The 25,664-nt window shown below is 67.3% G+C and carries 22 protein-coding genes; 13 read left to right on the top strand and 9 right to left on the bottom strand.

All coding sequences use genetic code 11. The annotated features are described in order from the left end of the window. Positions 1 to 105: 105 nt before the first annotated feature. A complete protein-coding gene (gene infA, locus M8009_RS10185) occupies positions 106 to 324 on the top strand; it encodes a translation initiation factor IF-1 (RefSeq protein WP_040185975.1) in 219 nt (72 codons plus the stop codon). Between the two features lie 146 nt (positions 325 to 470). Here infA and clpA read toward each other — a convergent pair whose 3' ends face one another. The 3 genes from clpA to icd all read right to left on the bottom strand — a co-directional run bounded on the left by clpA (position 471) and on the right by icd (position 4,697). Next, the gene (gene clpA / locus M8009_RS10180; RefSeq protein ID WP_250061172.1) at positions 471 to 2,747 is read right to left on the bottom strand and encodes an ATP-dependent Clp protease ATP-binding subunit ClpA; all 2,277 of its coding nucleotides are present in this window, start codon (positions 2,745 to 2,747) and stop codon (positions 471 to 473) included. A gap of 137 nt (positions 2,748 to 2,884) precedes the next feature. Beyond that, positions 2,885 to 3,232 (bottom strand): ATP-dependent Clp protease adapter ClpS, encoded by a 348-nt coding sequence (clpS, locus tag M8009_RS10175; protein ID WP_250060725.1) that lies wholly within the window; start codon positions 3,230 to 3,232, stop codon positions 2,885 to 2,887. A 208-nt stretch (positions 3,233 to 3,440) separates the two neighbouring features. Continuing rightward, entirely contained in the window at positions 3,441 to 4,697 is a 1,257-nt protein-coding gene (gene icd, locus M8009_RS10170; protein ID WP_250060724.1) for an NADP-dependent isocitrate dehydrogenase, read from the bottom strand. A gap of 179 nt (positions 4,698 to 4,876) precedes the next feature. Between icd and M8009_RS10165 the strand changes: the two genes are divergently transcribed. The 10 genes from M8009_RS10165 to M8009_RS10120 all read left to right on the top strand — a co-directional run bounded on the left by M8009_RS10165 (position 4,877) and on the right by M8009_RS10120 (position 15,999). Next, positions 4,877 to 7,114, top strand: a complete 2,238-nt coding sequence (locus tag M8009_RS10165) for an NADP-dependent isocitrate dehydrogenase (RefSeq protein ID WP_250060723.1) — start codon at positions 4,877 to 4,879, stop codon at positions 7,112 to 7,114. 137 nt (positions 7,115 to 7,251) lie between these two features. Next, positions 7,252 to 7,866 carry a pseudouridine synthase gene (locus M8009_RS10160; protein ID WP_250060722.1) on the top strand — a complete coding sequence of 205 codons (615 nt, stop codon included), beginning with the start codon at positions 7,252 to 7,254 and terminating at the stop codon, positions 7,864 to 7,866. Next, complete coding sequence (locus M8009_RS10155; protein ID WP_250060721.1) at positions 7,863 to 8,312, top strand: NUDIX domain-containing protein; 450 nt, start codon at positions 7,863 to 7,865, stop codon at positions 8,310 to 8,312. Before M8009_RS10160 ends, M8009_RS10155 begins: the two co-directional genes overlap by 4 nt. Positions 8,313 to 8,553: 241 nt before the next feature. Further along, complete coding sequence (mnmA, locus tag M8009_RS10150) at positions 8,554 to 9,666, top strand: tRNA 2-thiouridine(34) synthase MnmA (protein ID WP_250060720.1); 1,113 nt, start codon at positions 8,554 to 8,556, stop codon at positions 9,664 to 9,666. Next, positions 9,663 to 10,304, top strand: coding sequence for a high frequency lysogenization protein HflD (gene hflD / locus M8009_RS10145; RefSeq protein ID WP_250060719.1), 642 nt, complete (start codon positions 9,663 to 9,665; stop codon positions 10,302 to 10,304). The genes mnmA and hflD overlap by 4 nt, the downstream gene beginning before the upstream one ends. Positions 10,305 to 10,352: 48 nt before the next feature. After that, positions 10,353 to 11,717 carry an adenylosuccinate lyase gene (purB, locus tag M8009_RS10140; RefSeq protein WP_250061169.1) on the top strand — a complete coding sequence of 455 codons (1,365 nt, stop codon included), beginning with the start codon at positions 10,353 to 10,355 and terminating at the stop codon, positions 11,715 to 11,717. Further along, on the top strand, positions 11,714 to 12,892 hold the full coding sequence (locus M8009_RS10135; RefSeq protein WP_250060718.1) for a cupin domain-containing protein: 1,179 nt from the start codon (positions 11,714 to 11,716) through the stop codon (positions 12,890 to 12,892). The genes purB and M8009_RS10135 overlap by 4 nt, the downstream gene beginning before the upstream one ends. 4 nt (positions 12,893 to 12,896) lie before the next feature. Further along, the gene (locus M8009_RS10130; RefSeq protein WP_250060717.1) at positions 12,897 to 13,328 is read left to right on the top strand and encodes a GNAT family N-acetyltransferase; all 432 of its coding nucleotides are present in this window, start codon (positions 12,897 to 12,899) and stop codon (positions 13,326 to 13,328) included. A gap of 387 nt (positions 13,329 to 13,715) precedes the next feature. Further along, positions 13,716 to 15,314: an isocitrate lyase gene (locus tag M8009_RS10125; RefSeq protein ID WP_250060716.1), complete on the top strand. Its 1,599-nt coding sequence runs from the start codon at positions 13,716 to 13,718 to the stop codon at positions 15,312 to 15,314. A gap of 217 nt (positions 15,315 to 15,531) precedes the next feature. After that, complete coding sequence (locus M8009_RS10120) at positions 15,532 to 15,999, top strand: outer membrane lipoprotein (RefSeq protein ID WP_250060715.1); 468 nt, start codon at positions 15,532 to 15,534, stop codon at positions 15,997 to 15,999. Positions 16,000 to 16,131: 132 nt separating this feature from the next. On the opposite strand, the gene M8009_RS10115 is transcribed toward M8009_RS10120, so the two are convergent. Continuing rightward, a complete protein-coding gene (locus tag M8009_RS10115) occupies positions 16,132 to 16,413 on the bottom strand; it encodes a hypothetical protein (RefSeq protein ID WP_250060714.1) in 282 nt (93 codons plus the stop codon). A 233-nt stretch (positions 16,414 to 16,646) separates the two neighbouring features. Between M8009_RS10115 and slyD the strand changes: the two genes are divergently transcribed. Beyond that, entirely contained in the window at positions 16,647 to 17,129 is a 483-nt protein-coding gene (gene slyD / locus M8009_RS10110) for a peptidylprolyl isomerase (protein ID WP_250060713.1), read from the top strand. A gap of 79 nt (positions 17,130 to 17,208) precedes the next feature. Here slyD and M8009_RS10105 read toward each other — a convergent pair whose 3' ends face one another. Both M8009_RS10105 and M8009_RS10100 read right to left on the bottom strand, forming a co-directional pair. Then, positions 17,209 to 17,853: a CDP-alcohol phosphatidyltransferase family protein gene (locus M8009_RS10105; RefSeq protein ID WP_250060712.1), complete on the bottom strand. Its 645-nt coding sequence runs from the start codon at positions 17,851 to 17,853 to the stop codon at positions 17,209 to 17,211. 1 nt (position 17,854) lies between these two features. Continuing rightward, the gene (locus M8009_RS10100) at positions 17,855 to 20,047 is read right to left on the bottom strand and encodes a dihydrolipoyl dehydrogenase family protein (RefSeq protein WP_250060711.1); all 2,193 of its coding nucleotides are present in this window, start codon (positions 20,045 to 20,047) and stop codon (positions 17,855 to 17,857) included. 188 nt (positions 20,048 to 20,235) lie between these two features. Between M8009_RS10100 and msrA the strand changes: the two genes are divergently transcribed. Further along, a complete protein-coding gene (gene msrA, locus M8009_RS10095) occupies positions 20,236 to 20,874 on the top strand; it encodes a peptide-methionine (S)-S-oxide reductase MsrA (protein WP_250060710.1) in 639 nt (212 codons plus the stop codon). Here the strand turns inward: msrA and M8009_RS10090 are convergent. The 3 genes from M8009_RS10090 to M8009_RS10080 form a co-directional block, all read right to left on the bottom strand. Then, on the bottom strand, positions 20,796 to 22,055 hold the full coding sequence (locus tag M8009_RS10090) for an MFS transporter (RefSeq protein ID WP_250060709.1): 1,260 nt from the start codon (positions 22,053 to 22,055) through the stop codon (positions 20,796 to 20,798). The two genes, msrA and M8009_RS10090, sit on opposite strands and share 79 nt — an antisense overlap. A gap of 202 nt (positions 22,056 to 22,257) precedes the next feature. Beyond that, positions 22,258 to 22,875, bottom strand: a complete 618-nt coding sequence (locus tag M8009_RS10085; protein ID WP_250060708.1) for a C40 family peptidase — start codon at positions 22,873 to 22,875, stop codon at positions 22,258 to 22,260. 222 nt (positions 22,876 to 23,097) lie between these two features. Continuing rightward, the gene (locus M8009_RS10080; RefSeq protein ID WP_250060707.1) at positions 23,098 to 25,563 is read right to left on the bottom strand and encodes a DUF1266 domain-containing protein; all 2,466 of its coding nucleotides are present in this window, start codon (positions 25,561 to 25,563) and stop codon (positions 23,098 to 23,100) included. Between the last annotated feature and the right edge of the window lie 101 nt (positions 25,564 to 25,664).

The raw sequence follows: 25,664 nt of genomic DNA, 5'->3' as shown, positions 1-25,664 counted from the left end.
GACGAGCGGCATGCGGCACAATATCGCGCTATCCTGTCGGCACGGGCGGCAAAGCCGTGACACCGTGCCGCCTTCTTTCGTCATCATCAGCGAGGAACCGCCTATATGGCACGTGAAGACCATATCGAAATGGAAGGCGTCGTCGTCGATACCCTTCCCAACACCATGTTCCGCGTCGAGCTCGAGAACGGCCACGTAGTCACCGCCCATATCTCGGGCAAGATGCGCAAGCACTACATCCGCATCCTCACCGGCGACAAGGTCAAGGTCGAGCTGACCCCCTACGACCTGTCCAAGGGCCGCATCGTCTATCGCGCCCGCTGAGCCTCGGCCGGGCACGCCGCATCGCCCGCCCCACGCTCGAGCGCCGGCTGCACCCCGCGCCCGCCGCCATCCCCGCTGACACACCTGAACGAACAACGCCCCGTCCGCAGACAGGGCGCTGTGTGATGGCGGCTGGCTGAGCCCCGTCAGGGCGCGTCGGCCAGCTCCGACTCCGTGGAGAGGTGGAGCTCGCCCTCCTCCACGCTGACGTGCACCACCCCGCCGTGCTCGGCCAGCTCGCCGAACAGGATCAGCTCGGCCAGCGGCTTCTTGAGCTTCTCCTGGATCAGGCGGGCCATCGGGCGAGCCCCCATGTCGGGGTCGTAGCCCTTCTCGGCCAGCCAGTCCCGGGCGGCCTCGTCCACGTCGAGCTGGACCCGCTTCTCGTCGAGCTGAGCCTGCAGCTCGACCAGGAACTTGTCCACCACGTTGCGCACCACCGAGGTCGGCAGGGCATGGAACTGGATGATGCCGTCCAGGCGGTTGCGGAACTCCGGTGAGAAGGTCTTGCGGATCACCTCCATGGCGTCCGTCGAGTGGTCCTGGGTCTGGAAGCCAATGGAGCGCCGCGTGGCCTGCTCGACCCCGGCGTTGGAGGTCATGATCAGGATCACGTGGCGGAAGTCCGCCTCGCGGCCGTTGTTGTCGGTCAGGCGGCCGTGGTCCATGACCTGCAGCAGCAGGTTGAAGACCTCGGGATGCGCCTTCTCAATCTCGTCGAGCAGCAGCACGCAGTGGGGTTGCTTGGTGATCGCCTCGGTCAGCAGGCCGCCCTGGTCGTAGCCGACGTAGCCGGGGGGCGCACCGATCAGCCGCGACACGGTGTGGCGCTCCATGTACTCGGACATGTCGAAGCGCACCAGCTCGATACCCATGATATGGGACAGCTGGCGGGCCACCTCGGTCTTGCCCACCCCGGTTGGCCCGGCGAACAGGAAGCTGCCCACCGGCTTGTCCGGTGCCTTGAGCCCGGCCCGCGACAGCTTGATCGCCGCCGCCAGGCTGTCGATGGCCTCGTCCTGGCCGAACACCAGCATCTTCAGGTCACGATCGATGTTGGCCAGCAGCTTGCGGTCAGAAGTGGAGACGCTCTTCGGCGGGATCCGCGCGATGGAGGCCACCACCGCCTCGACCTGGTCGACGTCGATGGTGTCCACGCGCACCTCCGGCGGCAGCAGCCGCTGGTGGGCACCGGCCTCGTCGATCACGTCGATGGCCTTGTCGGGCAGGTGGCGGTCGTTGATGTAGCGGTCCGACAGCCGGGCGGCGCTCTCCAGGGCCGCATCGGTGTACTTGAGCTGGTGGTGCTCCTCGAAGCGCGAGCGCAGCCCCATGAGGATGCGGGTGGTGTCCTCCACCGAGGGCGCCATGACGTCGACCTTCTGGAAGCGGCGCGCCAGCGCACGATCCTTCTCGAAGATGCCACGGTACTCCTGGAAGGTGGTCGAGCCGATGCAGCGCAGCTCGCCGGAGGAGAGCAGCGGCTTGAGCAGGTTGGAGGCGTCCATCACGCCACCGGAGGCGGCGCCGGCGCCGATCACGGTATGGATCTCATCGATGAACAGGACGGCGTTGGGCTGCTTGCGCAGCTCGGCCAGCAGGTTCTTGAGGCGCTTCTCGAAGTCGCCGCGATACTTGGTGCCGGCGAGCAGGGCGCCCATGTCCAGGGAGTAGACCACCGCATCGCTGATGACGTCGGGCACATCCTCCTCGACGACGCGCTTGGCAAGCCCCTCGGCGATGGCGGTCTTGCCCACGCCGGCCTCGCCGACCAGCAGCGGATTGTTCTTGCGCCGACGCGCCAGGATCTGCACCACCCGCTCGAGTTCGTGGTCGCGGCCGATCAACGGGTCGATCTTGCCCAACCGTGCCTGCTCGTTGAGGTTCGTGGCATAGCTGGTGAGCGGGTTGGAGCCGGACTCTGCACCGCCCTCCTCGGCCTCCTCGGCCTCCGGCGAGGGAGACGACTGGCTCTGGCCGTGACCGGCAACCTTGGAGATGCCGTGGGCGATGTAGTTGACGGCATCGACCCGGGCCACGTTCTGCTGCTTCAGGAAGTAGACCGCCTGGCTCTCCTGCTCGGAGAAGATCGCCACCAGCACGTTGGCGCCGGTGACCTCGCTCTTGCCGGAGGACTGGACATGGAAGACGGCACGCTGGAGCACGCGCTGGAAGCCCAGGGTGGGCTGGGTCTCCCGGTCCGACTGGTCCTCGGGGATCAGCGGCGTGGTGGAATTGATGAAATCCTGCAGGTCGGACCGCAGCTTGTCGAGGTTGGCCCCGCAGGCACGCAGCACATCCGCCGCCGAGGCGTTGTCCAGCAGCGCCAGCAGCAGGTGCTCCACGGTCATGAACTCGTGGCGCTTGGAGCGGGCCACGGTAAATGCCGTGTTCAGGGTCAGTTCAAGTTCTTTACTCAGCATGGCAGTCCCCTTCTCGCCGCCCAGGGCTTCGCGTCGGATCATTCATGGTCCGGCATCATCAACATCGGGTACAAACGGCGCCGTTGCAAGTCTCCCTTCAACGCAGGACCGTCGCTGTCCCTCTTCGACCATGCCGCTCAGTCCGCCGCCTCGATGTCGCACAGCAGCGGATGCTGACACTCTCTTGCATATTGATTGACCTGATGGCTTTTGGTTTCCGCGATATCGCGGGTGAAGACACCACAGGTAGCCTTTCCACGAGTGTGCACGGTCAGCATCACCTGCACCGCAGTCTCGCTGTCCATCTGGAAGAAGGTCTGCAGCACCTCAACCACGAACTCCATGGGCGTGAAGTCATCGTTGTGCAGCACCACCTTGTACAGGGGAGGACGCGCCACTTCCGGGTCGGCATTCTGCACCGCCAGGTCGCCATCGTCCTGCTCGGGGCCCGGCGGCCGGGTCATGCCCCCCCGCGGGGCCACCATGGCCACTCGTCGCGCCACCTCATCGTCTCTACTGAACATAAGAGCCACTATCCATCTCGACAAGCCGGAGGCCGTCCATCATCTCAACCGTGATTGGACGCCACAGGGCCGTCAGGGTTCACCGCCTGGATTCGATACCAGGACGTCTCAACGCAAAGACCCCCGTCCGCCGGGTGGCGGACGGGGGCCCCGGGTCCGTCGTCGCGACTTACATGTTGTCGGCGACGGCCTGGCCGAACTCGGAGCACTTGAGAAGCTTGGCATCGTCCATCAGACGATGGAAGTCATAGGTGACCTCGCCCTTGGAGATGGCCTTCTCCATGCCCTTGAGCACCAGGTCGGCCGCCTCGACCCAGCCCATATGGCGCAGCATCATCTCCGCGGAGAGGATCAGCGAGCCGGGATTGACCTTGTCCTGGCCGGCGTACTTGGGCGCGGTGCCGTGGGTCGCCTCGAACATGGCAGTGGTGTCGGAGATGTTGGCGCCCGGCGCGATGCCGATGCCGCCCACCTCGGCCGCCAGGGCGTCGGAGAGGTAGTCACCGTTGAGGTTCAGGGTCGCGATGACGTCGTACTCGGCCGGACGCAACAGGATCTGCTGCAGCATGGCGTCGGCGATGACGTCCTTGATGACGATTTCCTTGCCATTGTTGGGGTTCTTCATGGTCATCCAGGGGCCGCCGTCGAGAAGCTCGGCACCGAACTCCTCCTTGGCGAGCTCGTAGCCCCAGTCCTTGAAGGCCCCCTCGGTGAACTTCATGATGTTGCCCTTGTGCACCAGGGTCAGCGACTCGCGATCGTTGTCGATGGTGTACTGCAGGGCCTGGCGCACCAGACGCTTGGTGCCCTCGACGGAGACCGGCTTGACGCCGATGCCGCAGTTCTCGGGGAAGCGGATGTTGGTGACCCCCATCTCCTCGCGCAGGAACTTGATGACCTTGTCGGCCTCGGGGGTACCGGCCTTCCACTCGATGCCGGCGTAGATGTCCTCGGAGTTCTCGCGGAAGATGACCATGTCCACATCGGCCGGCTTCTTGACCGGGCTCGGAACGCCCTCGAACCAGCGCACCGGGCGCTGGCAGACGTAGAGGTCGAGCTTCTGGCGCAGGGCGACGTTCAGGGAACGGATGCCACCACCCACTGGCGTAGTCAGCGGGCCCTTGATGGAGACCACATAGTCCTTGACCGCCTCGAGGGTCTCTTCCGGCATCCAGGTGTCGGCATCATAGACGTGAGTGGCCTTCTCGCCGGCGTAGACTTCCATCCAGTGGATCTTGCGCTCGCCGTTGTAGGCCTTCTGTACGGCGGCATCGATGGCGATCATCATCGCCGGCGTCACGTCGACGCCGATGCCGTCACCCTCGATGTACGGGATGATCGGATTGTTCGGCACGTTCAGGGTGTTGTCGGCGTTAACGGTGATCTTCTGGCCACTCTCAGGAACGACGATCTTGTTGAACCCCATGGCGAACTCCCCTTTTGGTCTATTGAGTGGAGCCCGGAGTGTACCACTCCCCCCCAGCGGGGGTAAGCTGCGCGGGACACTTGTCGACAATCTTGGTAGGCTTAACCACCTCCGCCGGGGCGCCCGCGCATGGCACCCCCATTCCATGCCACCGCAGTGACCAGAGAGATCCACGCCCCATGCCCCACACGCCGAAGATTATCTATACCTTTACCGACGAAGCGCCTGCGCTGGCGACCCACTCGCTGCTACCGATCATCGACGCCTTCACCGACGCTGCCGGTATCGACGTGGAAACGCGCGACATCTCCCTGGCGGCACGGATTCTCTCGCTGTTTCCCGACTATCTGGCAGAAGATCAGCGTGTCGAGGATCACCTGGCCGAACTGGGCGCCCTGGCCAAGACGCCGGAAGCCAACATTATCAAGCTGCCCAACATCAGCGCGTCCATGCCCCAGCTTCATGAGGCCATCAAGGAGCTGCAGGGACAGGGCTATCCCCTGCCGGACTACCCGTACGAACCGAAGAGCGACGAAGAGAAAGACATCCAGGCGCGCTACGACAAGGTCAGGGGGAGTGCCGTCAACCCGGTGCTGCGTGAAGGGAACTCCGACCGCCGTGCGCCCAAGGCCGTCAAGGCATACGCCCGCAAGTACCCGCATCACATGGGGGAGTGGAGCCAGGCCTCGCGCAGCCACGTCTCTCACATGCACGGCGGCGACTTCTACCACGGCGAGAAGTCGATGACCCTGGATCGCCCCCGCAAGGTGAAGATGGAGCTGATCACCAAGAGCGGCCATACACACGTGCTCAAGCCCGAGATCTCGCTGCAGGAAGGCGAGATCATCGACAGCATGTTCATGAGCAAGAAGGCGCTGCTCGAGTTCTACGAGCGGGAAATCGAGGATGCGCGCAAGACCGGCGTGATGTTCTCCCTGCACGTCAAGGCGACGATGATGAAGGTCTCGCACCCCATCGTGTTCGGCCACTGCGTGAAGATCTTCTACAAGGATGCCTTCGAGAAGCACGGCGCGCTGTTCGATGAGCTGGGCGTCGACGTCAACAACGGCATGGCGAACCTGTACGAGAAAATCGACACGCTGCCCGAGACCCAGCGCGAGGAGGTCATCCGCGACCTGCACGCCTGCCACGACCAGCGGCCGGAACTGGCCATGGTGGACTCGGCGCGCGGCATCACCAACTTCCACTCACCCAGCGATGTGATCGTGGACGCCTCGATGCCCGCCATGATTCGTGCCGGCGGCAAGATGTACGGTGCCGACGGCCGCCTCAAGGACGTCAAGGCGGTGATGCCGGAGTCGACCTTCGCGCGCATATACCAGGAGATGATCAACTTCTGCAAATGGAATGGCGCCTTCGACCCCGCCACCATGGGCACCGTGCCCAACGTCGGCCTGATGGCCCAAAAGGCCGAGGAGTATGGCTCCCACGACAAGACCTTCGAGGCCCCGGAGGACGGTGTCGCCAACATCACCGACCTGGAGACCGACGAGGTGCTGCTCTCCCAGACCGTCGAGGAAGGCGATATCTGGCGGATGTGTCAGGTCAAGGATGCACCGATCCGCGACTGGGTGAAGCTAGCGGTGGAGCGCTGCCGCGACTCCGGCATGCCGGCCGTGTTCTGGCTCGACCCCTACCGCCCGCACGAGAATGAACTGATCAAGAAGGTCAGGACCTACCTCAATGAGCACGACACCGACGGGCTCGACATCCAGATCATGTCCCAGGTCCGGGCCATGCGCTACACCCTCGAGCGCGTCGTTCGCGGCCTCGACACCATCTCGGTGACCGGCAACATCCTGCGCGACTACCTCACCGACCTGTTTCCGATCCTGGAGCTGGGCACCAGCGCCAAGATGCTCTCCATCGTGCCGCTGATGGCCGGTGGCGGCATGTTCGAGACCGGGGCCGGCGGCTCGGCGCCCAAGCACGTGCAGCAGCTCCTCGAGGAAAACCACCTGCGCTGGGACAGCCTCGGCGAGTTCCTCGCCATGGGGGCCTCCCTGGAGCATCTCGCCAAGCAGTTCGGCAACCCCCGCGCGACCCTGCTGGCCGAGGCGCTGGACAAGGCCACCGGCGAGTTCCTGGAGCACAACAAGTCGCCCTCCCGCAAGGCGGGAGAGCTGGACAACCGCGGCAGCCACTTCTACCTCGCCCTCTATTGGGCCCAGGCCCTGGCTGCCCAGGACGAGGATGCCGAACTCAAGAAACTCTTCACACGCCTGGCCGAGACGTTGACGGCCAACGAGGCGATCATTCTCGAAGAGCTGAACGGCGTGCAGGGGCACCCGGTGGACATCGGGGGGTACTACCATGCAGACCCCGAGCTGGCGCGCGCCGTCATGCGTCCCAGCAAGACCCTGAACGACGCCCTGGCACTGGTCGCCCAGGACTGACGTATCGCCCGAGGCGACCTGCCGCCCTCTGCGGGCGGCCCTTCCGGCTCCCGTCCGCCTCTTGGCGGAGGGGAGCCGTTGCGTTATTGCCTCGGGCGTTGATTGGCGTCAGGCACTCGGTATAGTGGAAGGACACGATGAACCTTTACCTGCTGCACAAGCCCTATCGCATGCTCTCCCAGTTCACCGACCGAAAGGCCGCAGACGGGGAGCGCCGCGCGACCCTGGCCGACGTCATCGACGTGCCCGGCATCTACCCGGCGGGCCGTCTCGACCATGATTCCGAGGGGCTGCTGCTGCTCAGTGACGACGGCGAACTGATCCATCGCATCAGCGACCCCCGCCACAAGCAGCCCAAGACCTACCGGGTCCAGGTGGAGGGTGAGCCCAGTGACGCCGCCCTGCAGGCACTGCGCGACGGCGTCGCTCTCAAGGACGGCAGGACACGACCCGCCAGGGTGCGACGCCTGGCGTCGAGCGGCCTGCCCGAGCGTGACCCGCCCCTGGACACGAGACGCCACCCGCGTACCAGCTGGCTGGAGCTGACCATCACCGAGGGCCGCAATCGACAGGTCCGCCGAATGACCGCCCATGTCGGTCACCCCACCCTGAGGCTGGTGCGGGTGGCCATCGGTCCCTGGCGGCTGGATGGCCTGCCCCCCGGACAGTGGCGACGGGAGACCCTTCACGCCCCGCGCAGGCCGCCGACAGGCGCTCGCCGGGCCCGAGACAAAAAAGGAGGCCGACGATGAGCCGCTGGCAGCCCTATATCAGCGTGGCCACCGTGGTGGAACGGGCCGGGCGCTTCCTGATGGTGGAGGAGGACCGCGGCGGGGCCGAGACGCTGTTCAACCAGCCCGCCGGCCACCTGGAGCCCGGCGAGCGCATCCAGGAGGCCGCCCTGCGTGAACTGCGCGAGGAGACCGCCTGGCAGGTCGGCATCACCGACTACCTGGGCATGTACGTCTATCGCACACCGGATGGCCTGACCTTCCACAGCCACGGCTTCTTCGGCATGGCCCTGGCCCACCTGGGCAACGAGCTGGACCCGGCCATCCTTGCCGTGCACTGGCTGACCCTCGAGGAGCTCGAGGCGCTGGACCGGGAAGGCCGCCTGCGCAGCCCACTGGTGCTGCGGCGCGTCCGCGACGCGCTGGCGAGCCGCTTCTATCCCATGGACGTGATTCACGAGCGCTGAGCGGCCAAGCGGCCAAGCGGCCAAGCGGCCAAGCGGCCAAGCGGCCAAGCGGCCAAGCGGCCAAGCGGCCAAGCGGCCAAGCGGCCAAGCGGCCAAGCGGCCAAGCCGAGGCTGAAGTAGAAAGTGGAAAAGTAACGAGCCCCCTTGCTTCTTGGAGCTTGGCGGCTCGGCGCTCGGCGCTCGGCGCTCGTATCATGTATAATCCCCGCCCATTTAAGCCACACCCGATTCGAGAGCGCCCATGACCGCCACCCCAGGCAAGGTGATCGTCGGCATGTCCGGCGGCGTCGACTCCTCCGTGTCTGCCCTGCTGCTGCTGGAGCAGGGCTACGACGTCGAAGGCCTGTTCATGAAGAACTGGGACGAGGACGACGGCACCGAGTACTGCACCGCCAAGGCCGACCTGGCTGACGCCGAGGCGGTGTGCGAGAGGCTCGGCATCCGACTGCACACCGCCAACTTCGCCGCCGAGTACTGGGACAACGTCTTCGAGCACTTCCTGGCCGAGTATCAGGCGGGGCGCACGCCGAACCCGGACATCCTCTGCAACCGCGAGATCAAGTTCAAGGTGTTCCTGGAGTACGCCGAGATGCTGGGTGCCGAGAAGATCGCCACCGGCCACTATGTTCGACAAGGTATCTGCGGCGGCAGGCCACGCCTGCTCAAGGGACTCGACCCCAACAAGGACCAGAGCTACTTCCTGCATGCCGTCCCCGAGGCCGCCATCGCCCGCACCCTCTTCCCGGTGGGCGAGCTGGAGAAGCCCGAGGTGCGCGCCATCGCCGAGCGCCACGACCTGGTCACCGCGCGCAAGAAGGACTCCACGGGGATCTGCTTCATCGGCGAGCGCCGCTTCCGCGACTTCCTCAAGCAGTACCTGCCCGCCCAGCCCGGCGTGATCGAGACCCCCGAGGGTGAGGTGATCGGCGAGCACATGGGGCTGATGTACTACACCCTCGGCCAGCGCCAGGGGCTGGGCATCGGCGGGCTCGCCAACCATCCGGACGCCCCCTGGTACGTCGCCGCCAAGGACCTCGAGCGCAACGTGCTCGTCGCCGTGCAGGGCAAGCATCACCCGCTGCTCTATACCGACAGCCTGGCCACCGAGGCCATGGACTGGGTGGCCGGCGAGCCACCGGCCGCCGAGGGCCGCTTCACCGCCAAGACCCGCTATCGCCAGGGCGACGTGCCCTGTGCTGTCCACACGCGGGAGGATGGCGGCGTCGAGGTGTGCTTCGATGCGCCTCAGCGTGCGGTCACTCCTGGGCAATCGCTGGTCCTCTACGATGGCGAGATCTGCCTCGGCGGCGGGGTGATCCGCAAGACCTGGAACGCTACGGAGCCTGCCACATGACCGCCACGACCCCGATCCATCGTGCCCCGGACACCCCCACGGCCCGCCAGGCCCTGGCACTGGCCGGGGTCTTCCAGGCCGCCAGCCTGGTCGACGAGCTCGCCCGCACAGGCCAGGTCGACCAGCGCGCCTGGGAGACCCTGATCCGCGCCACCCTGGACACCAACCCCGAAAGCTTCGAGGCGATCTACGGCGGCCATCCCAACAACCTGCGCCGCGGCCTCGAGGTGCTCGAGGGCGTGGTCGGTCGCCGGCAGGCCAACCCGGTGGTGCTGCGCTATGGCTTCTCGCTGCTGATGCTGATGAACAAGCTGCGCGGCAACGATGCCATGATGGATGACCTCGGCACACGCCTGACCCGCATCCAGGGACAGGCGGAGCACTTCGGCGAGACCCACGAGAACGTCATCGCCAGCCTCGGCGAGGCCTACCAGGAGACGCTCTCGACCCTCAAGACGCGCATCGTCGTCCAGGGCGACCCCTCGCTGCTGCAGAGTCGCATGATGCCCGAGCGGGTCCGCGCCATCCTGCTCGCCGGCATCCGTTTCGCCCTGCTCTGGCACCAGCAGGGAGGCCGGCGATGGAAACTGGTCTTCCAGCGCGGCGCCCTGAAGAAGACACTCGACCAGCTGGGCTGAGCCCCTTCCAACTCCCTTGACCGGAACCCGATCATGCAAGCCGCTTCCCTGCCCCTCTCCGCCCTGACCGCCCTCTCTCCCGTCGATGGCCGCTACGCCGCCAAGGCCGAGTCCCTGCGTGAACATTTCAGCGAGTTCGGGCTGATCCGCGCCCGGGTCATCGTCGAGATTCGCTGGCTGCAGCGCCTCGCCGAGCACCCGCAGATCACCGAAGTCCCCCGGCTCTCCGCCGAGGCCACCGCCTTCCTCGAGGCCCTGGTGCGCGACTTCTCCCTGGAAGACGCCGAACGCATCAAGACCATCGAGCGCACCACCAACCACGACGTCAAGGCGGTAGAGTACTTCATCAAGGAGCGGATCGCCGGCCAGCCGGAGCTGCATGCCGTCACCGAATTCGTGCACTTCGCCTGCACCAGCGAGGACATCAACAACCTCTCCCACGGCGTGATGCTGACCGACGGCCTGAAGAGCCTGCTGCCGGTGATGCACCGGGTGGCCGACGAGGTCGCCCGGCTCGCCTTTGATCACGCCGCCCAGCCGATGCTCTCACGCACCCACGGCCAGACGGCGAGCCCCACCACCCTGGGCAAGGAGATGGCCAACGTCGCCTATCGCCTGCGCCGCCAGCTCGCACAGATCGAGGCCGTCGAGGTGCTGGGCAAGATCAACGGCGCGGTGGGCAACTACAATGCGCATCTCGCCACCTACCCGGAAGTGGACTGGGAAGCCAACGCCCGCACCTTCGTCGAGGGGCTGGGGCTGACCTTCAACCCCTACACCACCCAGATCGAGCCCCACGACTACATCGCCGAGCTGTTCGATGCGGTGTGCCGCTTCAACACCATCCTCATCGACTTCGATCGCGACGTCTGGGGCTACATTTCGCTGGGCTACTTCAAGCAGAGGACCGTCGAGGGCGAGATCGGCTCCTCGACCATGCCCCACAAGGTCAACCCCATCGACTTCGAGAACTCGGAGGGCAACCTGGGGCTTTCCAACGCCATCCTCGGTCACCTGGCCCAGAAGCTGCCGATCTCGCGCTGGCAGCGCGACCTCACCGACTCCACGGTGCTGCGCAACCTGGGCGTCGGCCTGGCCTACGGCCTGATCGCCTATGAGGCCTCGCTCAAGGGCATCGGCAAGCTCGAGGCCAACCCGGCCCGCATCGCCGAGGACCTCGACGCCAGCTGGGAGGTGCTCGCCGAACCGATCCAGACGGTGATGCGCCGCTACAGTATCGAGAAGCCCTACGAGAAGCTCAAGGAGCTGACCCGCGGCAAGCGCATCGACCAAGACGGGCTCAAAGCCTTCATCGATACCCTCGAGCTGCCCGAGACGGTGAAGGAAGAGCTGAAGGCGCTAAGCCCGGCAACCTATATCGGCAACGCCGAAGAGCAGGCGAGGAACCTATGAGCTCCGATGCCCCGCTGCCCATGCTGGGCGGCCTGACTGCCGCCGAGTTCCTGCGCGACATCTGGCAGCAGAAACCGCTGCTGATTCGCGGCGCTTTCCCCGACTTCCAATGCCCGCTGGATCCCGATGAGCTGGCCGGGCTCGCCTGCGAAGAGGGCGTCGAGGCACGCCTGGTCGAGGAGCACGGTGGCGACGGGCCCTGGCAGGTCCGCCACGGCCCCTTCGCTGAGGCCGCCTTCGCCCGGCTTCCCGAGCGCGACTGGACCCTGCTGGTGCAGGCCGTGGACCACTACGTGCCCGAGGTGGCCGAGCTCCTCGAGCAGTTCAGCTTCCTGCCGCGCTGGCGGCTCGACGACATCATGATCAGCTATGCCCCCCCGGGCGGCAGCGTCGGCCCCCACGTCGACCAGTACGACGTCTTCCTGCTCCAGGGCAGCGGCCAGCGCCGCTGGCAGCTGGGCGGGCTGGTCGACGACGACGCCCCCATCCTCGACGGCATCGACCTGCGCATCCTCGAACGCTTCGAGGTCGTCCCGGGCGATGACTGGATTCTCGAGCCGGGCGACATGCTCTACCTGCCGCCCGGCTGGGCCCACCATGGTGTCAGCCAGTCCGACGACTGCCTGACGCTCTCGGTGGGCTTCCGCGCCCCTTCCGCGGACGAGGCGATCACCTCCTTTGCCGACTACCTCGGCGAGCAGCTGCCGGCATCGAAGCGTTACGCCGATGCCGGCATGGCGCCGCCCGAGGACCCCGCCGAGCTCGATGACGCCGCCGTGGCGCGCATGCGTCGCCTGATCCTGGACACCCTGGACGACCCGGCCCAGCTGGCCCAGTGGTTCGGCCGCGTGATGACCCAGCCCAAGTACGTCGACCAGCTGGTCCCCACCGAGACCCCGACCGATATCGAGGAGCTTGTCGCCGTCCTGCAGGAGGGCGAAGAGCTGCTGCGCAGCCCCGGCTCGCGCTTCGCCTGGCGGGCCCTGGACGAGGATCGCGCCACGCTGTTCGCCGATGGCGACGGCCTGAACTGTGCCCTGCCCCTGGCCCGGCATGTGGCCTCCGACGCCCCACTGGACGCCGCGGCGCTGGCCCTGCCCGGCGCTGCCGCGCTGCTCGCCCGCCTGCTCGATATCGGCAGCCTCGGCTGGGCCGGGGACTTCGCGGAGGAGTGACACCATGGAGGTCAGCATCGAGATAGTCGAGGGCGACTGGGCGGCGCTCGGCGAGGCCGCCTCGGAGATTCGCCGCCTGGTCTTCATCGAGGAGCAGCGGGTCCCGCAGCAGGAGGAGTGGGATGGCCGCGACCCCGACTGTCACCACTTCCTGGCCCTGCACGAGGGCATCCCGCTGGGCACCGCCCGGCTGCTGCCCGATGCCCATATCGGCCGGGTGGCGGTAATTGCAAAGGCCCGCGGCCTGGGGATCGGCGCGGCCCTGATGTGGGCCGCCATCGAGGCCGCCCGCCGCGAGGGCCATGCCAGCGTGGAGCTCGCCGCCCAGACCCACGCCCTGGCGTTCTACGAACACCTGGGGTTCATGGCCTTCGGTGACGAGTTCCTCGACGCCGGCATTGCGCACCGCAATATGCGCCTGCCCCTGGACGATTGAGGCACGGCTCCCCTCCTTCCCCGCAGAAATTCGACTACAGGAAAGGCCACTTTGCGCACCGTCCTGTAGTCGAGTTACAACGCCCTCTTCCCCCAAGTGTCAATTGTTGAAGCCCGTCCTCAGGGGTCATAGTGGCTTCCATGGCGAGGGTAAAACGGCTGTTTGCCAGCGGACCCAAGGATTCAGGCACATCAGCAGGCACGCCCTCCCCAGGGTACGACCAAGGCCGTAGAGACAAGCCTCGGCATCTGGTCGACCCTGGCAGTACTTCGCAGATGCAGCATAAGGCATTGCCGAATGGTGCAGCAGGCGATTCCAGCGGCCGCGACACCGGTATTTCCGACATCGCGATCACGAGATTCCACTCCTGACCCGAAGGATGGCCCCATGACGACTTTCAAAGACGAACTCAAGGCTCTGGCTCAACTGCGCGAAGCCCAGCAGGGCAAGTGGGACAACATCAACCCCGAGCATGCCGCCCGCATGCGGGTGCAGAACCGCTTCCAGACCGGCCTGGATATCGCCCGCTACACCGCCAGGATCATGCGCGAGGACATGGCGGCCTATGACGCCGACACCTCCCAGTACACCCAGTCGCTGGGCTGCTGGCACGGCTTCATCGGCCAGCAGAAGATGATCTCCATCAAGAAGCACTTCGGCACCACCAAGCGCTCCTACCTCTACCTCTCCGGCTGGATGGTCGCCGCCCTGCGCTCCGAGTTCGGCCCTCTGCCCGACCAGTCCATGCACGAGAAGACCACCGTGCCGGGCCTGATCGAGGAACTCTACACCTTCCTGCGCCAGGCCGATGCCTGGGAACTCAACCACCTGTTCCGTGACCTGGACGAGGCCAAGAAGGCCGGTGACCAGGCCAAGGCCGACGAGGCCCTGTCCAAGATAGACGGCTTCGAGACCCACATCGTGCCGATCATCGCCGACATCGATGCCGGATTCGGCAATGCCGAGGCCACCTACCTGCTGGCCAAGAAGATGATTGAGGCCGGCGCCTGCTGCATCCAGATCGAGAACCAAGTCTCCGACGAGAAGCAGTGCGGCCACCAGGCCGGCAAGGTCACGGTGCCCCACGAGGACTTCATCGCCAAGATCAACGCCGTGCGCTACGCCTTCCTGGAACTGGGCGTGAATGATGGCGTGATCGTCGCCCGCACCGACTCCCTGGGCGCCGGCCTGACCCAGAAGATCGCCGTGACCAACGAGCCGGGCGATCTCGGCGACCAGTACAACAGCTTCCTCGACGGCGACGAGATCGCCTCGGCCTCCGACATCAACAACGGCGACGTGGTGATCAAGCAGGACGGCAAGCTGGTCAAGCCCAAGCGCCTGGCCTCCGGCCTCTACGAGTTCAAGCCGGGCACCGGCGAGGACCGTGTGGTGCTGGACTGCATCACCAGCCTGCAGAACGGCGCCGACCTGCTGTGGATCGAGACCGAGAAGCCCCACGTGGGCCAGATCGCCGGGATGGTCAACCGCATCCGCGAGGTGTGCCCGGATGCCAAGCTGGTCTACAACAACAGCCCTTCCTTCAACTGGACCCTGAACTTCCGCCAGCAGGTGTTCGATGCCTGGGAGCAGGAAGGCAAGGACGTCTCCGCCTACGACCGCAACAACCTGATGAGTGCCGACTACGACGACACCGAGCTTGGCCGGCTGGCCGACGAGTGGACGCGCAACTTCCAGCGCGATGCCGCCCGCGAGGCCGGTATCTTCCACCACCTGATCACCCTGCCGACCTACCATACCGCGGCACTGTCCACCGACAACCTGGCGAAGGGCTACTTCGGCGACGAGGGCATGCTGGCCTATGTGGCCGGAGTGCAGCGCAAGGAGATCCGCGAGGGCATCGCCACCGTCAAGCACCAAGACATGGCCGGCTCCAACATCGGTGACGACCACAAGGAGTTCTTCCACGGCGAGGCAGCGCTCAAGGCCGGCGGCAAGGACAACACCATGAACCAGTTCGGCTGAAGCCACTGGCGGTAACGACTGGAACCCTTGGGAGGCCATTTGGCCTCCCTTTTTTCATATTGTTGGCCTCATGGTAGCGCTACACTCGTGGCCAGGGAGCCCGGCGCGCTGGCCAAGCCGGTTTGCAGTGGGTAGACTCATTAAAGAACACTGTCCATTAACCATTGGTCACCATCCGGAGACCGAGTGTTCGTCACGGACATCAAGGAGATCCCGCATGAAACGCCTTCTTCCCGTTCTGGCCATCAGCGTCCTGACCCTGGCCGGCTGTGCCAACACCGCGCCCTATTCGGGCAACGTCTACAGCGGCAATCAGGCCAAGTCGGCCCAGTCCGTGACCTTCGGCACCATCACCGCCCTGCGCCAGGTGCAGATCCAGGCCGATAGCCGCGCCGGCGGCCTGCTCGGCTCCGGCGGCGGTGCCGTGATCGGCGGCATCCTCGGCAACCAGGTGGGTGGCGGCACCGGACGCCAGCTGGCCACCGTGGCCGGTGCCATCGGCGGCGCCGTGGTCGGCACCAAGGCCGAGGAGGCGACCAACCGCATCACCGCCTGGGAAATGGAGATCCGCCAGGATAACGGCCGGAACGTGGTCGTGGTGCAGAAGGCCGACCAGAACTTCCAGGTCGGCCAGCGCGTCCGCCTGATCGGCAGCGGCAGCAGCGTCAGCGTGGCCCCCTACTGAGGGCGGCACTGCCCGCCGCCATGAACGGCTGGCCCGGATGAGCGGCCACCAATGAAGAAGGCCCGCGGTCTCGTTCCGCGGGCCTTCCTCGTATCGTACCGGTCGTGGTCTACGGCCCGACCGGGGACACCCTCAGTGAAGATCGACCTTGTTCGTGGCCCAGCCGGCCAGCTTGGTGGCGATCAGCGCCACCACGCCGATCACGATCACCGTGAACAGCAGGTCCACGGGGCGCACGATGAAGGTGGCGCCCAGCACCGCCAGGGCCGGACACCATATCCAGCGGTCATCCTCGCTGCGCAGCACGGCAGGCAGCAGCGTGTCGAGAATGCCGCTGACGGAGCTCTCCCAGCGCTTGAGGAAAAGGGTCAGAAACACGGCGAAGGCGATCAGCCAGATCAGGGTCAAGGTCATGGCACTCTCCATGCAAGGGTCGATCGAAGGGAATCGGGAAATCGGACTCCGGCAAGGGTATCCCTGCCCGGTAGGCCACGCAACCGTCCGAACGTCGCCCCGCGTGGGGGCATAAAGGCGTGAATGCGACTCAGGCTCGACCTTCACATCCTGAATTTCCTCCATGCCCCTGACAGTCGCTTGACTGCCGCGTTACCATGTCGCGCTACATGCACTCACCGAAAGGTTCATCAATGCAGATTGCGCAGAATTCCGTTGTCGCGTTCCACTACACCCTGACCAACGATACAGGTGAAGTGCTGGACAGCTCGGAAGGCCGCGAGCCGCTGACCTATCTCCACGGCGCCGGCAACATCATTCCGGGCCTCGAGAAGCAGCTGGAAGGTCGCGCCACCGGCGACAAGCTCCAGGCCAAGGTGTCTCCCGAAGAAGGTTACGGCGAGGTCCAGCCGCAGCTGGTGCAGGAAGTACCGCGTGACGCCTTCCAGGGCGTCGACAACGTCGAGCCGGGCATGCAGTTCCAGGCCCAGACCCAGGGTGGCCCGCTGATGGTCACCGTAACCCAGGTCGAGGGCGACACCGTTACCGTCGACGGCAACCACCCGCTCGCCGGCCAGTCGCTGAACTTCGACGTGGAGATCGCCGAGGTCCGCGAGGCCAGCGAGGAAGAAGTCGAGCACGGCCACGTGCACGGCGAGGGCGACCACGAGCACTAAACGCTCGTCCGACCGCAGCGGCCACCGAGAGGCACGGCCGAATTCACGAGGGGGCAGCCAGGGGCTGCCCCCTCGTCGTTCAGGGAGGCGCTCCTTCCTGGCGCTCCTGCTCGAAGGCCCGCAGGGTGCGGTGCCCACCCCAGAGCCGGGTGGCGGTGGTCACCAGGCAGGCTCCGCCGAAGACCATCGCCAGCAGCGGGAAATGCTCGGGAAACAGGCAGAAGAGCACGAAGGCCAGCACGGTCTCCGTGCCCTCGGTCAGGCCGTGAAGGTAATAGAAGGCCTTCTGCTGGAAGCGCGGCCGCTCCAGGCCATGGCGCGTGGCCATGATGGCGAAGGCCAGGAAGGAGGTCCCGGTGCCGATGAAGGCGAACAGCAGGAAGGCCGCCGCCAGGGCATTGGCCGGCGGGTCGGCCAGGGCGAAGCCCAGCACCACCGCCGCGTAGAAGACGAAGTCCAGGCCGATGTCGAGGAAGCCCCCGGCATCGCTCGCCTCCCCGGTCAGCCGGGCCAGGGCGCCATCCAGCCCGTCACCCAGGCGATTGAGCAGGATGGCCACCAGCGCCGGCAGGGTCCAGCCGAGGGCCAGCAACGGCAGGGCCAGCATCCCCACCAGGAAGGCGATGACCGTCACCTGATCGGGGCGCACCTTGCGCCTGGCGAGGCCACGGGCCAGCACCGACAGCGGCCCCTGGGTCAGTGGCATGGTCCAGCGATCGAGCATGCTATCTCCCTCTCTCCTCGGCCCCGTCGCCACCCCGCCGCCAGGCGAAGTAGCGCGCCAGCCAGCCCAGCAGGCGTTCCGGCTTGTGGGCATTCTTCCACACCCCGGCCGTGGCCTTGACCGCCTCGCTGTGGGTCGGATAGGGATGGATGGTGCCCAGCAGCCTGTTGAGCCCGATGCCGCGGGTCATCGCCAGGGTGAACTCGGCGAGCATCTCCCCCGCCCCCTGGCCGACGATGGTGGCCCCGAGGATCCGGTCACGACCGGGCACGGTCAGCACCTTCACGAAGCCGCGGGTGCTGCCCTCGGCGATGGCGCGATCCAGCTCGCTCAGGGCGTAGCGGGTAACCTCGACCTCGACGCCCGCCGCGAGGGCCTCCCGTTCGTTGAGCCCGACCCGGGCCACCTCGGGGTCGGTGAAGGTGACCGCCGGCAGGGCCCGATAGCTCACCCGGAAGCGCTTGAGCTCGCCGAACAGCGCATTCACCGTGGCATGCCAGGCCTGGTGGGCGCTGGCATGGGTCAGCTGATAGGGGCCCGCCACGTCGCCGCAGGCCCAGACATTGGGCAGTACGCTCTGCAGGGCCTCGTCCACGGCCAGGGTGCCGTCGGGCCGGGTCTCGACACCGAGGGCCTCGAGGCCCAGCCCCTCGACGTTGGCCTGGCGCCCCACCGCCACCAGCAGGTGGGAAAAGGGCAGCCTCTCGATCAGCGCCTCGCCACGGGCGTCATGCCGCTCGACCTCCAGGGCATGGCCACCACCCGCATCGGCCACCACCCGCAGCGCCTTGGTGGCGAGATGCACCGCCAGGCCCTCCTCACCCAGCCGCGCCTCGACCTCGCCGGCCACCTCCCGGTCCTCCCGGGGCAGCAGCTGGCCGCCCATCTCCACCAGTGAGACACGACTCCCCAGCCGCGCGAAGCTCTGGCCCAGCTCGCAGCCGATGGGGCCCCCGCCCAGCACCACCAGGCGCTCGGGAAGGGTCTCGAGCCGCCAGAGGTTGTCGGAGGTGAGCACCTCGATCTGCTCCAGGCCGGGCAGCGGCGGTACGCGCGGTCGCGCCCCGCTGGCGATGATCACATGACGCGTGGTCAGCACCCGCTCGCCCGAGGCCTCGCGGACACGCACCCGCCAGGGATCCTCGAGGACGGCCTCCCCGGCGATCACCTCGACGCCGAGCCCCTCGTAGCGCTCGCGACTGTCGTGGGGCTCCACCTCGCGGATGGCGCGATGGACATGGCCCATCACCGCGGCGAAGTCCACCTCGGGCTCTCCGACGCTGACCCCGTAGCGCGGGGCCTCACGAATCTCGCTGGCGACACGCGCGGCCCGGATCAGTGCCTTGGAGGGGACGCAGCCGGTGTTGAGGCAGTCGCCGCCCAGCTTGTCGCGCTCCACCAGGGCCACCCGGGCCTTCACCGCCGCGGCGATGTAGCTCACCACCAGGCCGGCCGAACCGCCGCCGATCACCACGATGTCCTGGTCGAAGTGTCGCGGGCGGTTGAAACGGCGGGCCAACTGGCGGCGCTTGCCGACGGCCACCAGGGCACGGGCCAGCCAGGGAAAGAGGCCGATCAGCACGAAAGAGCCGATCAGCCCCGGGGAAAGGACCCCGGAGAGCGACTCCAGGTTGCCCAGTTCGCGCCCCGCGTTCACGAACACCGCCGTGCCCGGCAGCATGCCGACCTGGCTGACCCAGTAGAAGGTCCGCAACCGCATGCGGGTCAACCCCATCACCAGGTTGATGACGAAAAAGGGAAAGAGCGGGATCAGGCGCAGGGTGAAGAGGTAGAAGGCCCCCTCGCGCTCGATGCCGGCATTGATGCGCGCAAGCTGGGTGGCAAAGCGACGCTCCAGGGGGGCCCGCGCCAGGGTGCGGGCGATCAGCGCGGCCAGCGTGGCTCCTAACGCGCTGGCGAAGGAGATCAGCAGCAGTCCCCAGCCGAAGCCGAACAGCGCCCCGCCGAGCAGGGTCAGCAGGGTCGCCCCGGGCAGCGAGACCGCCGTGATGGCCACATAGATCAGGAAGAAGCCGCCGGCGACGGTCAGCGGTTCGGCCGCCAGCCAGGCTTGGAAGCGCGCCTGCTCGGCCTGCAGGTTGTCGAGGGTCAGAGCCTGGTGGGCCCCGCTGAGGAAGTAGGCCGCGACCAGCAGGGCGATCACGGCGGCGAGTATCAGGCGTCGTCGGGTCAAGGGAGCACTCCCGTTAGTCAGTGGTGGTGGCACCGCATCTGCGGATGATGAAGTCGGCTCTCTGTCGTGATGGGCAGAGATACCTTACCCAGACGTGATCGCTGCATACTGTAAGGAAACGGATCGATGATGGAACTCAATATTTGTCCTCCACTCCAAGTTACCAATCACCCACACGGAGCCATACAATGCGCCTGCCGTCCTACTCCCCCCTTCGCCACTTCGCACTGTTCGTGCCACCGATCACACTTGCCATCGCCCTATCCGGGACTTCCCAGGCCGATGGCGAAATCGAAAGTGCCGTTTTCGCCGGTGGCTGCTTCTGGTGCATGGAGGAAGCCTACGACAAGATCGAAGGGGTACAGGCCACCACCTCCGGCTACAGCGGCGGCCACACCGAGGATCCGACGTATGAGCAGGTAACGGCCGGCGGTACCGGCCATGCCGAGGTGGTCAAGGTCGACTACGACCCCGACCAGGTGGACTACGAGACCCTGCTGCACGTGTTCTGGCGCAACATCGACCCCTTCGCCGTGGACCGCCAGTTCTGCGACAAGGGCGCCTCCTACCATAGCGCCATCTTCCCCATGGACGCGGAGCAGCGCGCCCTGGCCGAGGCCAGCCGGGACGCCGCCGCCGAGCGCTTCGACCAGCCCATCGCCACCGAGATCAATGACTTCGAGGCCTTCTACCCGGCCGAGGCGTATCACCAGGACTACTACCTCGAGAACCCGGTGCGCTACCGCTTCTACAAGTCGGCCTGCGGCCGCGTCGAGCGCCTCGAGGAGGTCTGGGGCGACGAGGCCGGCGCCAGCGCGGCATCCTGACCCTCGCGGCGTTCGCGCCGCCACAGCCAGGCGGCCAGCCCCAGGGTCACCGCCAGCATCAGCCAGGAGGCCAGCGCCACGCCCTGCCAGCCGGCGGCCCGCCAGAATGGCTCCAGCCAGAAGCCGCCCAGGCTGGCACCGCTGTAGTAGAACACCAGGTAGAGGGCCGAGGCGCTACCCCGCGCCGAGCGGGCCCGGCGCCCCACCCAGCTCGAAGCCATGGAGTGGGCCAGGAAGAAGCCGAAGGCATTGACGGTCAGCCCGGCGATGATCCACCACAGCGAGCCGGCCAGGGTCACCGCCGTGCCGACGATCAGGATCAGGATCCCCAGCATCATGCAGGCCGGCTGCGACCAGCGCGCCGCCAGCCGTCCGGAGAGCGAGGAGCCGAGGGTGCCGCCCAGGTAGGTCAGGAAGATCAGCCCCAGCACCCGGGTGCCTAGCCCGAAGGGGGCATCGGCCAGCCGGAAGGTGATGTAGCTGTACTGGTTGATGAAGATCAGGAAGTTGAGCCCGCCGAGCAGGTAGGCGCCGAGCAGCAGCGGGTTGCGCAGGTGACCGCCGAGGTCGGCCAGGGCACCGCGCAGCTCGAAGCGCCGCGGCGTGAAGGCGCGGGCGGCAGGCAACAGCTTCCAGAACAGCGCCAGCCCGACCAGCGTCATCGCCCCCACCGCCAGGAAGCTGGCCGGCGCCCCACCGACCTCGGCCACGGCGCCACCCACCACCCGGCCACTGATGCCGCCCAGGGAGTTGGCGCCGATATACAGCCCCACCGCCGAGAGCAGGGCCGGGCGCTCGAACTCGTCGCCCATCCAGGCAATCGCCACCGCCGGCAGCCCGCCCAGCACGAAGCCCTGCAGGGCGCGCATCGCCAGCAATGTCTCGAAGTTCGGCGCGAATGCCAGCCCCAGTGAAAGCAGGCCGGCCGCCAGCAGGGTCAGGCGCATGATGGCGCCCCGGCCGATGGCATCCGAGAGCGGGCCGAACACCAGCAGCGAGAGGGCAAGCGCCAGGGTGGCGACCGACATCACCAGGCTGATCCCCAGGGTCGAGACCGCGAAGGTCTCGCGCAGTGTCGGCAGCAGCGGCTGAGGAACATAGAGGTTGATAAAGACCAGAAAGGAGCCCAGGCACAGGGCCAGGGTCGCGCGCCACCAGGCGCGGGTATATGCGGCGATCATGGTGTCCTCCGACTTGGCAAGCCATGATCCAACGGCGAGAATGATAAGCCAAACAGAATATCCAGATCATTATCATCTGGTTTACTTATGATTCAGCGCCCGGAGAATCGATGAGCCTGCCCTTCGACCTGCGCACCCTCAAGGTCTTCCTGGACTTCGTGATGGCCCACCGCGAGGTGCTCTAGCAGGCCTCGCCCGGCCTTCAGCCCTCGCCGGTCTCGCCCAGGCGCCGGGCCAGCAGGGTCGGCTCCAGAGTGCGCCTCGCCTGCCAGAAGTGGCGCTGCCAGTAGCGGTTGTCAAGCTCGGAGATCATCACCCCCCGGGAGGTGGAGGCATGCAGGAAGCGGCCCTCGCCGACATAGATGCCCACGTGGCGGTAGACCCCGGGGGGACGGAAGAACACCAGGTCGCCGGGGCGTAGTGCATCACGCTCGACCTCGAGGCCGGCGCGCACCTGCTCCTCGGTGGTGCGCGGCAGGTCGAAGCGGAAAGTGTCGCTGAAGACGTTCTGCACCAGGGCCGAGCAGTCGACCCCGCTCGAGGAACTGCCGCCCAGCCGGTAGGGCGTGCCGACCCAGCGCTCGTGCTGGGCCAGCAGGGCCCGGCGGATCAGCGTGGGGGGCGGGTTGTGCAGGCCGCGGGCCTCCAGGATGGGATTGTCCACGGGAGACATCAGGGGGTCGGCGGGCATCCCCGGCAGGTCCCGGGCGAAGTAGGCACCCATGGCCTCCTCCTCGATGCCGCCCGAGGCGGCACAGCCCGCCAGCAGCGCCAGGGCTCCCCCCAAGGCGGTGATACGACATACGCGTTTGACCAGCATCCTGCGACGACCTCGTTCCCTGAGCCGCACCCGGGCCCTCGACGCCCTGCGTCGTCCGGTCCCCGGATGGTGTCGCTGTGGCAGTGCTGCCGGGAAGCGGTCCGGTGTCACTGCCAGAGCGGCCTGTCGGCGGCTCGCTGCGTGGCGAAGGCTCCCGACAGGAGGAGCCATGTCATCAATATCGTTGACTATAAACCATACTTTCTTATTCAGGGCGAGCCCTCAGTGGAGGGTACGACTGTCGCCCGGCAGCGTATCAATGTGCAGCGGCGCCCAGTGGCGCGGCCGCGCCCCGGGAAAGTCGAGGCTGGCCCAGGCCCCCGCCAGCGGCGGCGCCCCCGAGAGCCAGGCCACCAGGGCCTGGCGGAAGCCGGCCAGGAAGCTCTCGCGCTCCGGGGTCTCGCCCATGAAGAAGGAGAAGCCGGCGTGCAGGCCGCGGGCATACTCTTCCCAGCCCGCATAGTGCTCGCCGGCCAGGCCATGGGCACGCTCGAGCAGGACAAGGAACGCCGCCTCTCCGAGCCACCCCAGCTGGCGGCCGGCGATGGCCAGATCCACGGCCTGGGCAATGTCCCAAGCCGCCAGGTCGACCTCGTTGCAGCCGTCCTCGTTGTCCCTGACCCGCTGCAGGCGCAGCAGGTGAGCGCCCTCCTCCTCGCTGCACTCGCCGCTCTCCAGGGTGGCGATCTCGGAGGCCAGCCGCCCATGGTTGAGCGTATAGGGGGCATAGTTGATCTGATACTCCTGGCGATCGCCAACCCCGATCAGGTACTCGAGGAACTCGCTCAGCTCCGCTTCCCCATGGAGGGCATAGTGCCCATCGACCCACTCGCGGATGGCCGCACACTCGCGCTCGCTCTCCGGCTGCGGCAGACTCCAGGCCGGGCTGTTGAGCGGCCCAACCAGCGCCATGGCGGTGAAGTGGACCAGCGTCGGACGCGGCCCGGGCTCGAGCCATGCCCCGCCCCGCCAGTCAAGCCAGTGGAAGAGGCTCCCGGGGTCCTCCAGGTGCCAGCGGATCTCGGCGACCATGGGGGGCTGGTCGGGCTCGGGCAGCAGGCTCTCCCAGTGGGCCCAGGCCTGCAGCAGGCGACGGGCATCGGGGTAGAAGCGACACAGCGAGCCCTGCAGGGCCTCAGCCAGGTCGGCCAGGCGGGTCGCGTCGAACTCCCCGCTGTCCATGGCCATCTGCAGGTGGAAGGCGAACTTCTCGGCCATATGGATGGTGGCGGCATGGCGGCTCGCCTGCCGCAGGGCATCGCGGCTCGCCAGCTCGTCCGGGACCGGGTGGCCGAAGGGGGTCTCGGCCGGCGGCAGGGCGCCGTGGGCGGCATCCGCCGCCAGCTGGTTGAGGTGGTGAGCCTGGGCCGGCAGCCAGTAGCGGGAAAGCGCCTCGACGCCCTCGTCGGCATGCAGGTCGAGGGTCTCGACCAGGTAGCGGCGCGCCTCCTCGCGCCGCGCGACCGGCAGCTCGGGCACTGGCCCCTGGCGGGCGGCGAATTCGGGCTCGCGCACCGCGGCCAGCGCCAGCGTCCAGTGGCGGGGGTCGCCACGCCAGGCCCGCAGGGCAGCGCGCGAGGCCTCGATATCCGCCTCTGGAATCAGCCCCTGCAGGGCCGGGCGCCAGGGGCTCACCGGCGAATGCAGCAGCAGCGCCCAGTCCGCCTGGAGGGCGGGCAGCAGGTTGCGCCCCTCGAACAGGCTGCGTCCTCGCTGGTAGGCCCGGGCCAGGGCCGACCAGTCGCTGTAGCGGCGCAGCGCCAGGTCGGCGCCGTGCACGGCGAAGTCGCGGGCCTCCCGCACCTCGAGCCAGCCCAGGCAGGCGCCGGCCCAGGCCAGGTCGATCAGCCGCAGCCAGTCCCAGGCGGCCCACTCCAGTGGCTCGCCCTGATCGAGGAAGCCCAGCAGCACCCGGCCGTAGTCGCGCTCTCCGCCGGCCAGGGCCTCCTGCCACTGCCGGCGCACCTCGGCGTCCGCCTCGAGCAGCCGTCCGGCATCCAGGTCCCAGGCCTGGCGGTCGCCCTGGGAGGCCAGCCACAGCAGGCTGCGCACCAGCTCCTCGCGGTTGCGGATCTGCCAGGCCTCCTCCAGCCAGGCCGCCAGCCCCTGCCAGTCGTGGGGCCCGGCGGGCAGCTCGACGACCGGCGAGAAGGCGGCGCGCAGCCGCCAGACCTGCTCCTCGGGGGCCGTCGGCCAGAGCGCGAGCGGCGTGGCATGGGTAGCCAACCACTCCTGCAGCATCTCCCAGGTCACGCCCTCCCCGTCGTGCTCCAGGGCCGAGAGGGCCTCGCAGGCGTCGAAGAAGCCGTCGTCACCACGCACCCAACCCTCGGCGCTGCGGGCGTGCAGCAGCGCCTCCAGCCAGGCATCGAGGCTCGAGTGGTGCGCGCTGACCTCCTCGGCCAGCCGCTGGGCCCAGGCCCGTGCGCGTGCCTCGTCGAGCCAGCCCGCGGCGCCGCCCAGGGCGATGACCTCCAGGCCGGCCAGCAGCCGGGCCGGGTCGACGCCGGCACCGCCGGTCCCCAGGGCCTCCAGCAGGCACCAGCCCAGCTCGCCGCGGTCGGCCACCCCGAGGGCGGTCAGCCGCTCGACGGCCGCCTCGGCCTCCACCGTCAGGGGATCAGGCGTGAAGGCCCAGTCACACAGCACCAGCTGCTGGGCCCACCAGGCATTCAGGGGATCGACCAAGGCTCACCTCGCCATAAATCCGGAACAGGAACGTACCGCGCCGCGTACCGCGGCGAGTCGGCGCCACAGTGTAGCGGAAAGCGATGCCGACGCCGATGCCC

The organism is Halomonas gemina, from assembly GCF_023554995.1.
Taxonomy (GTDB): Bacteria; Pseudomonadota; Gammaproteobacteria; order Pseudomonadales; family Halomonadaceae; genus Halomonas; species Halomonas gemina.
The sequence above is the reverse complement of the archived record's forward strand: the minus strand, read 5'-3'. Positions and strand labels throughout refer to the sequence as shown.

What these genes read in the sequence shown, in the direction of transcription:
- infA (WP_040185975.1), top strand. Translation starts at nt 106, where the DNA reads ATGGCACGTGAAGACCATATCGAAATGGAAGGCGTCGTCGTCGATACC.
- clpA (WP_250061172.1), bottom strand. Translation starts at nt 2,747, where the DNA reads ATGCTGAGTAAAGAACTTGAACTGACCCTGAACACGGCATTTACCGTG.
- clpS (WP_250060725.1), bottom strand. Translation starts at nt 3,232, where the DNA reads ATGGTGGCCCCGCGGGGGGGCATGACCCGGCCGCCGGGCCCCGAGCAG.
- icd (WP_250060724.1), bottom strand. Translation starts at nt 4,697, where the DNA reads ATGGGGTTCAACAAGATCGTCGTTCCTGAGAGTGGCCAGAAGATCACC.
- M8009_RS10165 (WP_250060723.1), top strand. Translation starts at nt 4,877, where the DNA reads ATGCCCCACACGCCGAAGATTATCTATACCTTTACCGACGAAGCGCCT.
- M8009_RS10160 (WP_250060722.1), top strand. Translation starts at nt 7,252, where the DNA reads ATGAACCTTTACCTGCTGCACAAGCCCTATCGCATGCTCTCCCAGTTC.
- M8009_RS10155 (WP_250060721.1), top strand. Translation starts at nt 7,863, where the DNA reads ATGAGCCGCTGGCAGCCCTATATCAGCGTGGCCACCGTGGTGGAACGG.
- mnmA (WP_250060720.1), top strand. Translation starts at nt 8,554, where the DNA reads ATGACCGCCACCCCAGGCAAGGTGATCGTCGGCATGTCCGGCGGCGTC.
- hflD (WP_250060719.1), top strand. Translation starts at nt 9,663, where the DNA reads ATGACCGCCACGACCCCGATCCATCGTGCCCCGGACACCCCCACGGCC.
- M8009_RS10135 (WP_250060718.1), top strand. Translation starts at nt 11,714, where the DNA reads ATGAGCTCCGATGCCCCGCTGCCCATGCTGGGCGGCCTGACTGCCGCC.
- M8009_RS10130 (WP_250060717.1), top strand. Translation starts at nt 12,897, where the DNA reads ATGGAGGTCAGCATCGAGATAGTCGAGGGCGACTGGGCGGCGCTCGGC.
- M8009_RS10125 (WP_250060716.1), top strand. Translation starts at nt 13,716, where the DNA reads ATGACGACTTTCAAAGACGAACTCAAGGCTCTGGCTCAACTGCGCGAA.
- M8009_RS10120 (WP_250060715.1), top strand. Translation starts at nt 15,532, where the DNA reads ATGAAACGCCTTCTTCCCGTTCTGGCCATCAGCGTCCTGACCCTGGCC.
- M8009_RS10115 (WP_250060714.1), bottom strand. Translation starts at nt 16,413, where the DNA reads ATGACCTTGACCCTGATCTGGCTGATCGCCTTCGCCGTGTTTCTGACC.
- slyD (WP_250060713.1), top strand. Translation starts at nt 16,647, where the DNA reads ATGCAGATTGCGCAGAATTCCGTTGTCGCGTTCCACTACACCCTGACC.
- M8009_RS10105 (WP_250060712.1), bottom strand. Translation starts at nt 17,853, where the DNA reads ATGCTCGATCGCTGGACCATGCCACTGACCCAGGGGCCGCTGTCGGTG.
- msrA (WP_250060710.1), top strand. Translation starts at nt 20,236, where the DNA reads ATGCGCCTGCCGTCCTACTCCCCCCTTCGCCACTTCGCACTGTTCGTG.
- M8009_RS10090 (WP_250060709.1), bottom strand. Translation starts at nt 22,055, where the DNA reads ATGATCGCCGCATATACCCGCGCCTGGTGGCGCGCGACCCTGGCCCTG.
- M8009_RS10085 (WP_250060708.1), bottom strand. Translation starts at nt 22,875, where the DNA reads ATGCTGGTCAAACGCGTATGTCGTATCACCGCCTTGGGGGGAGCCCTG.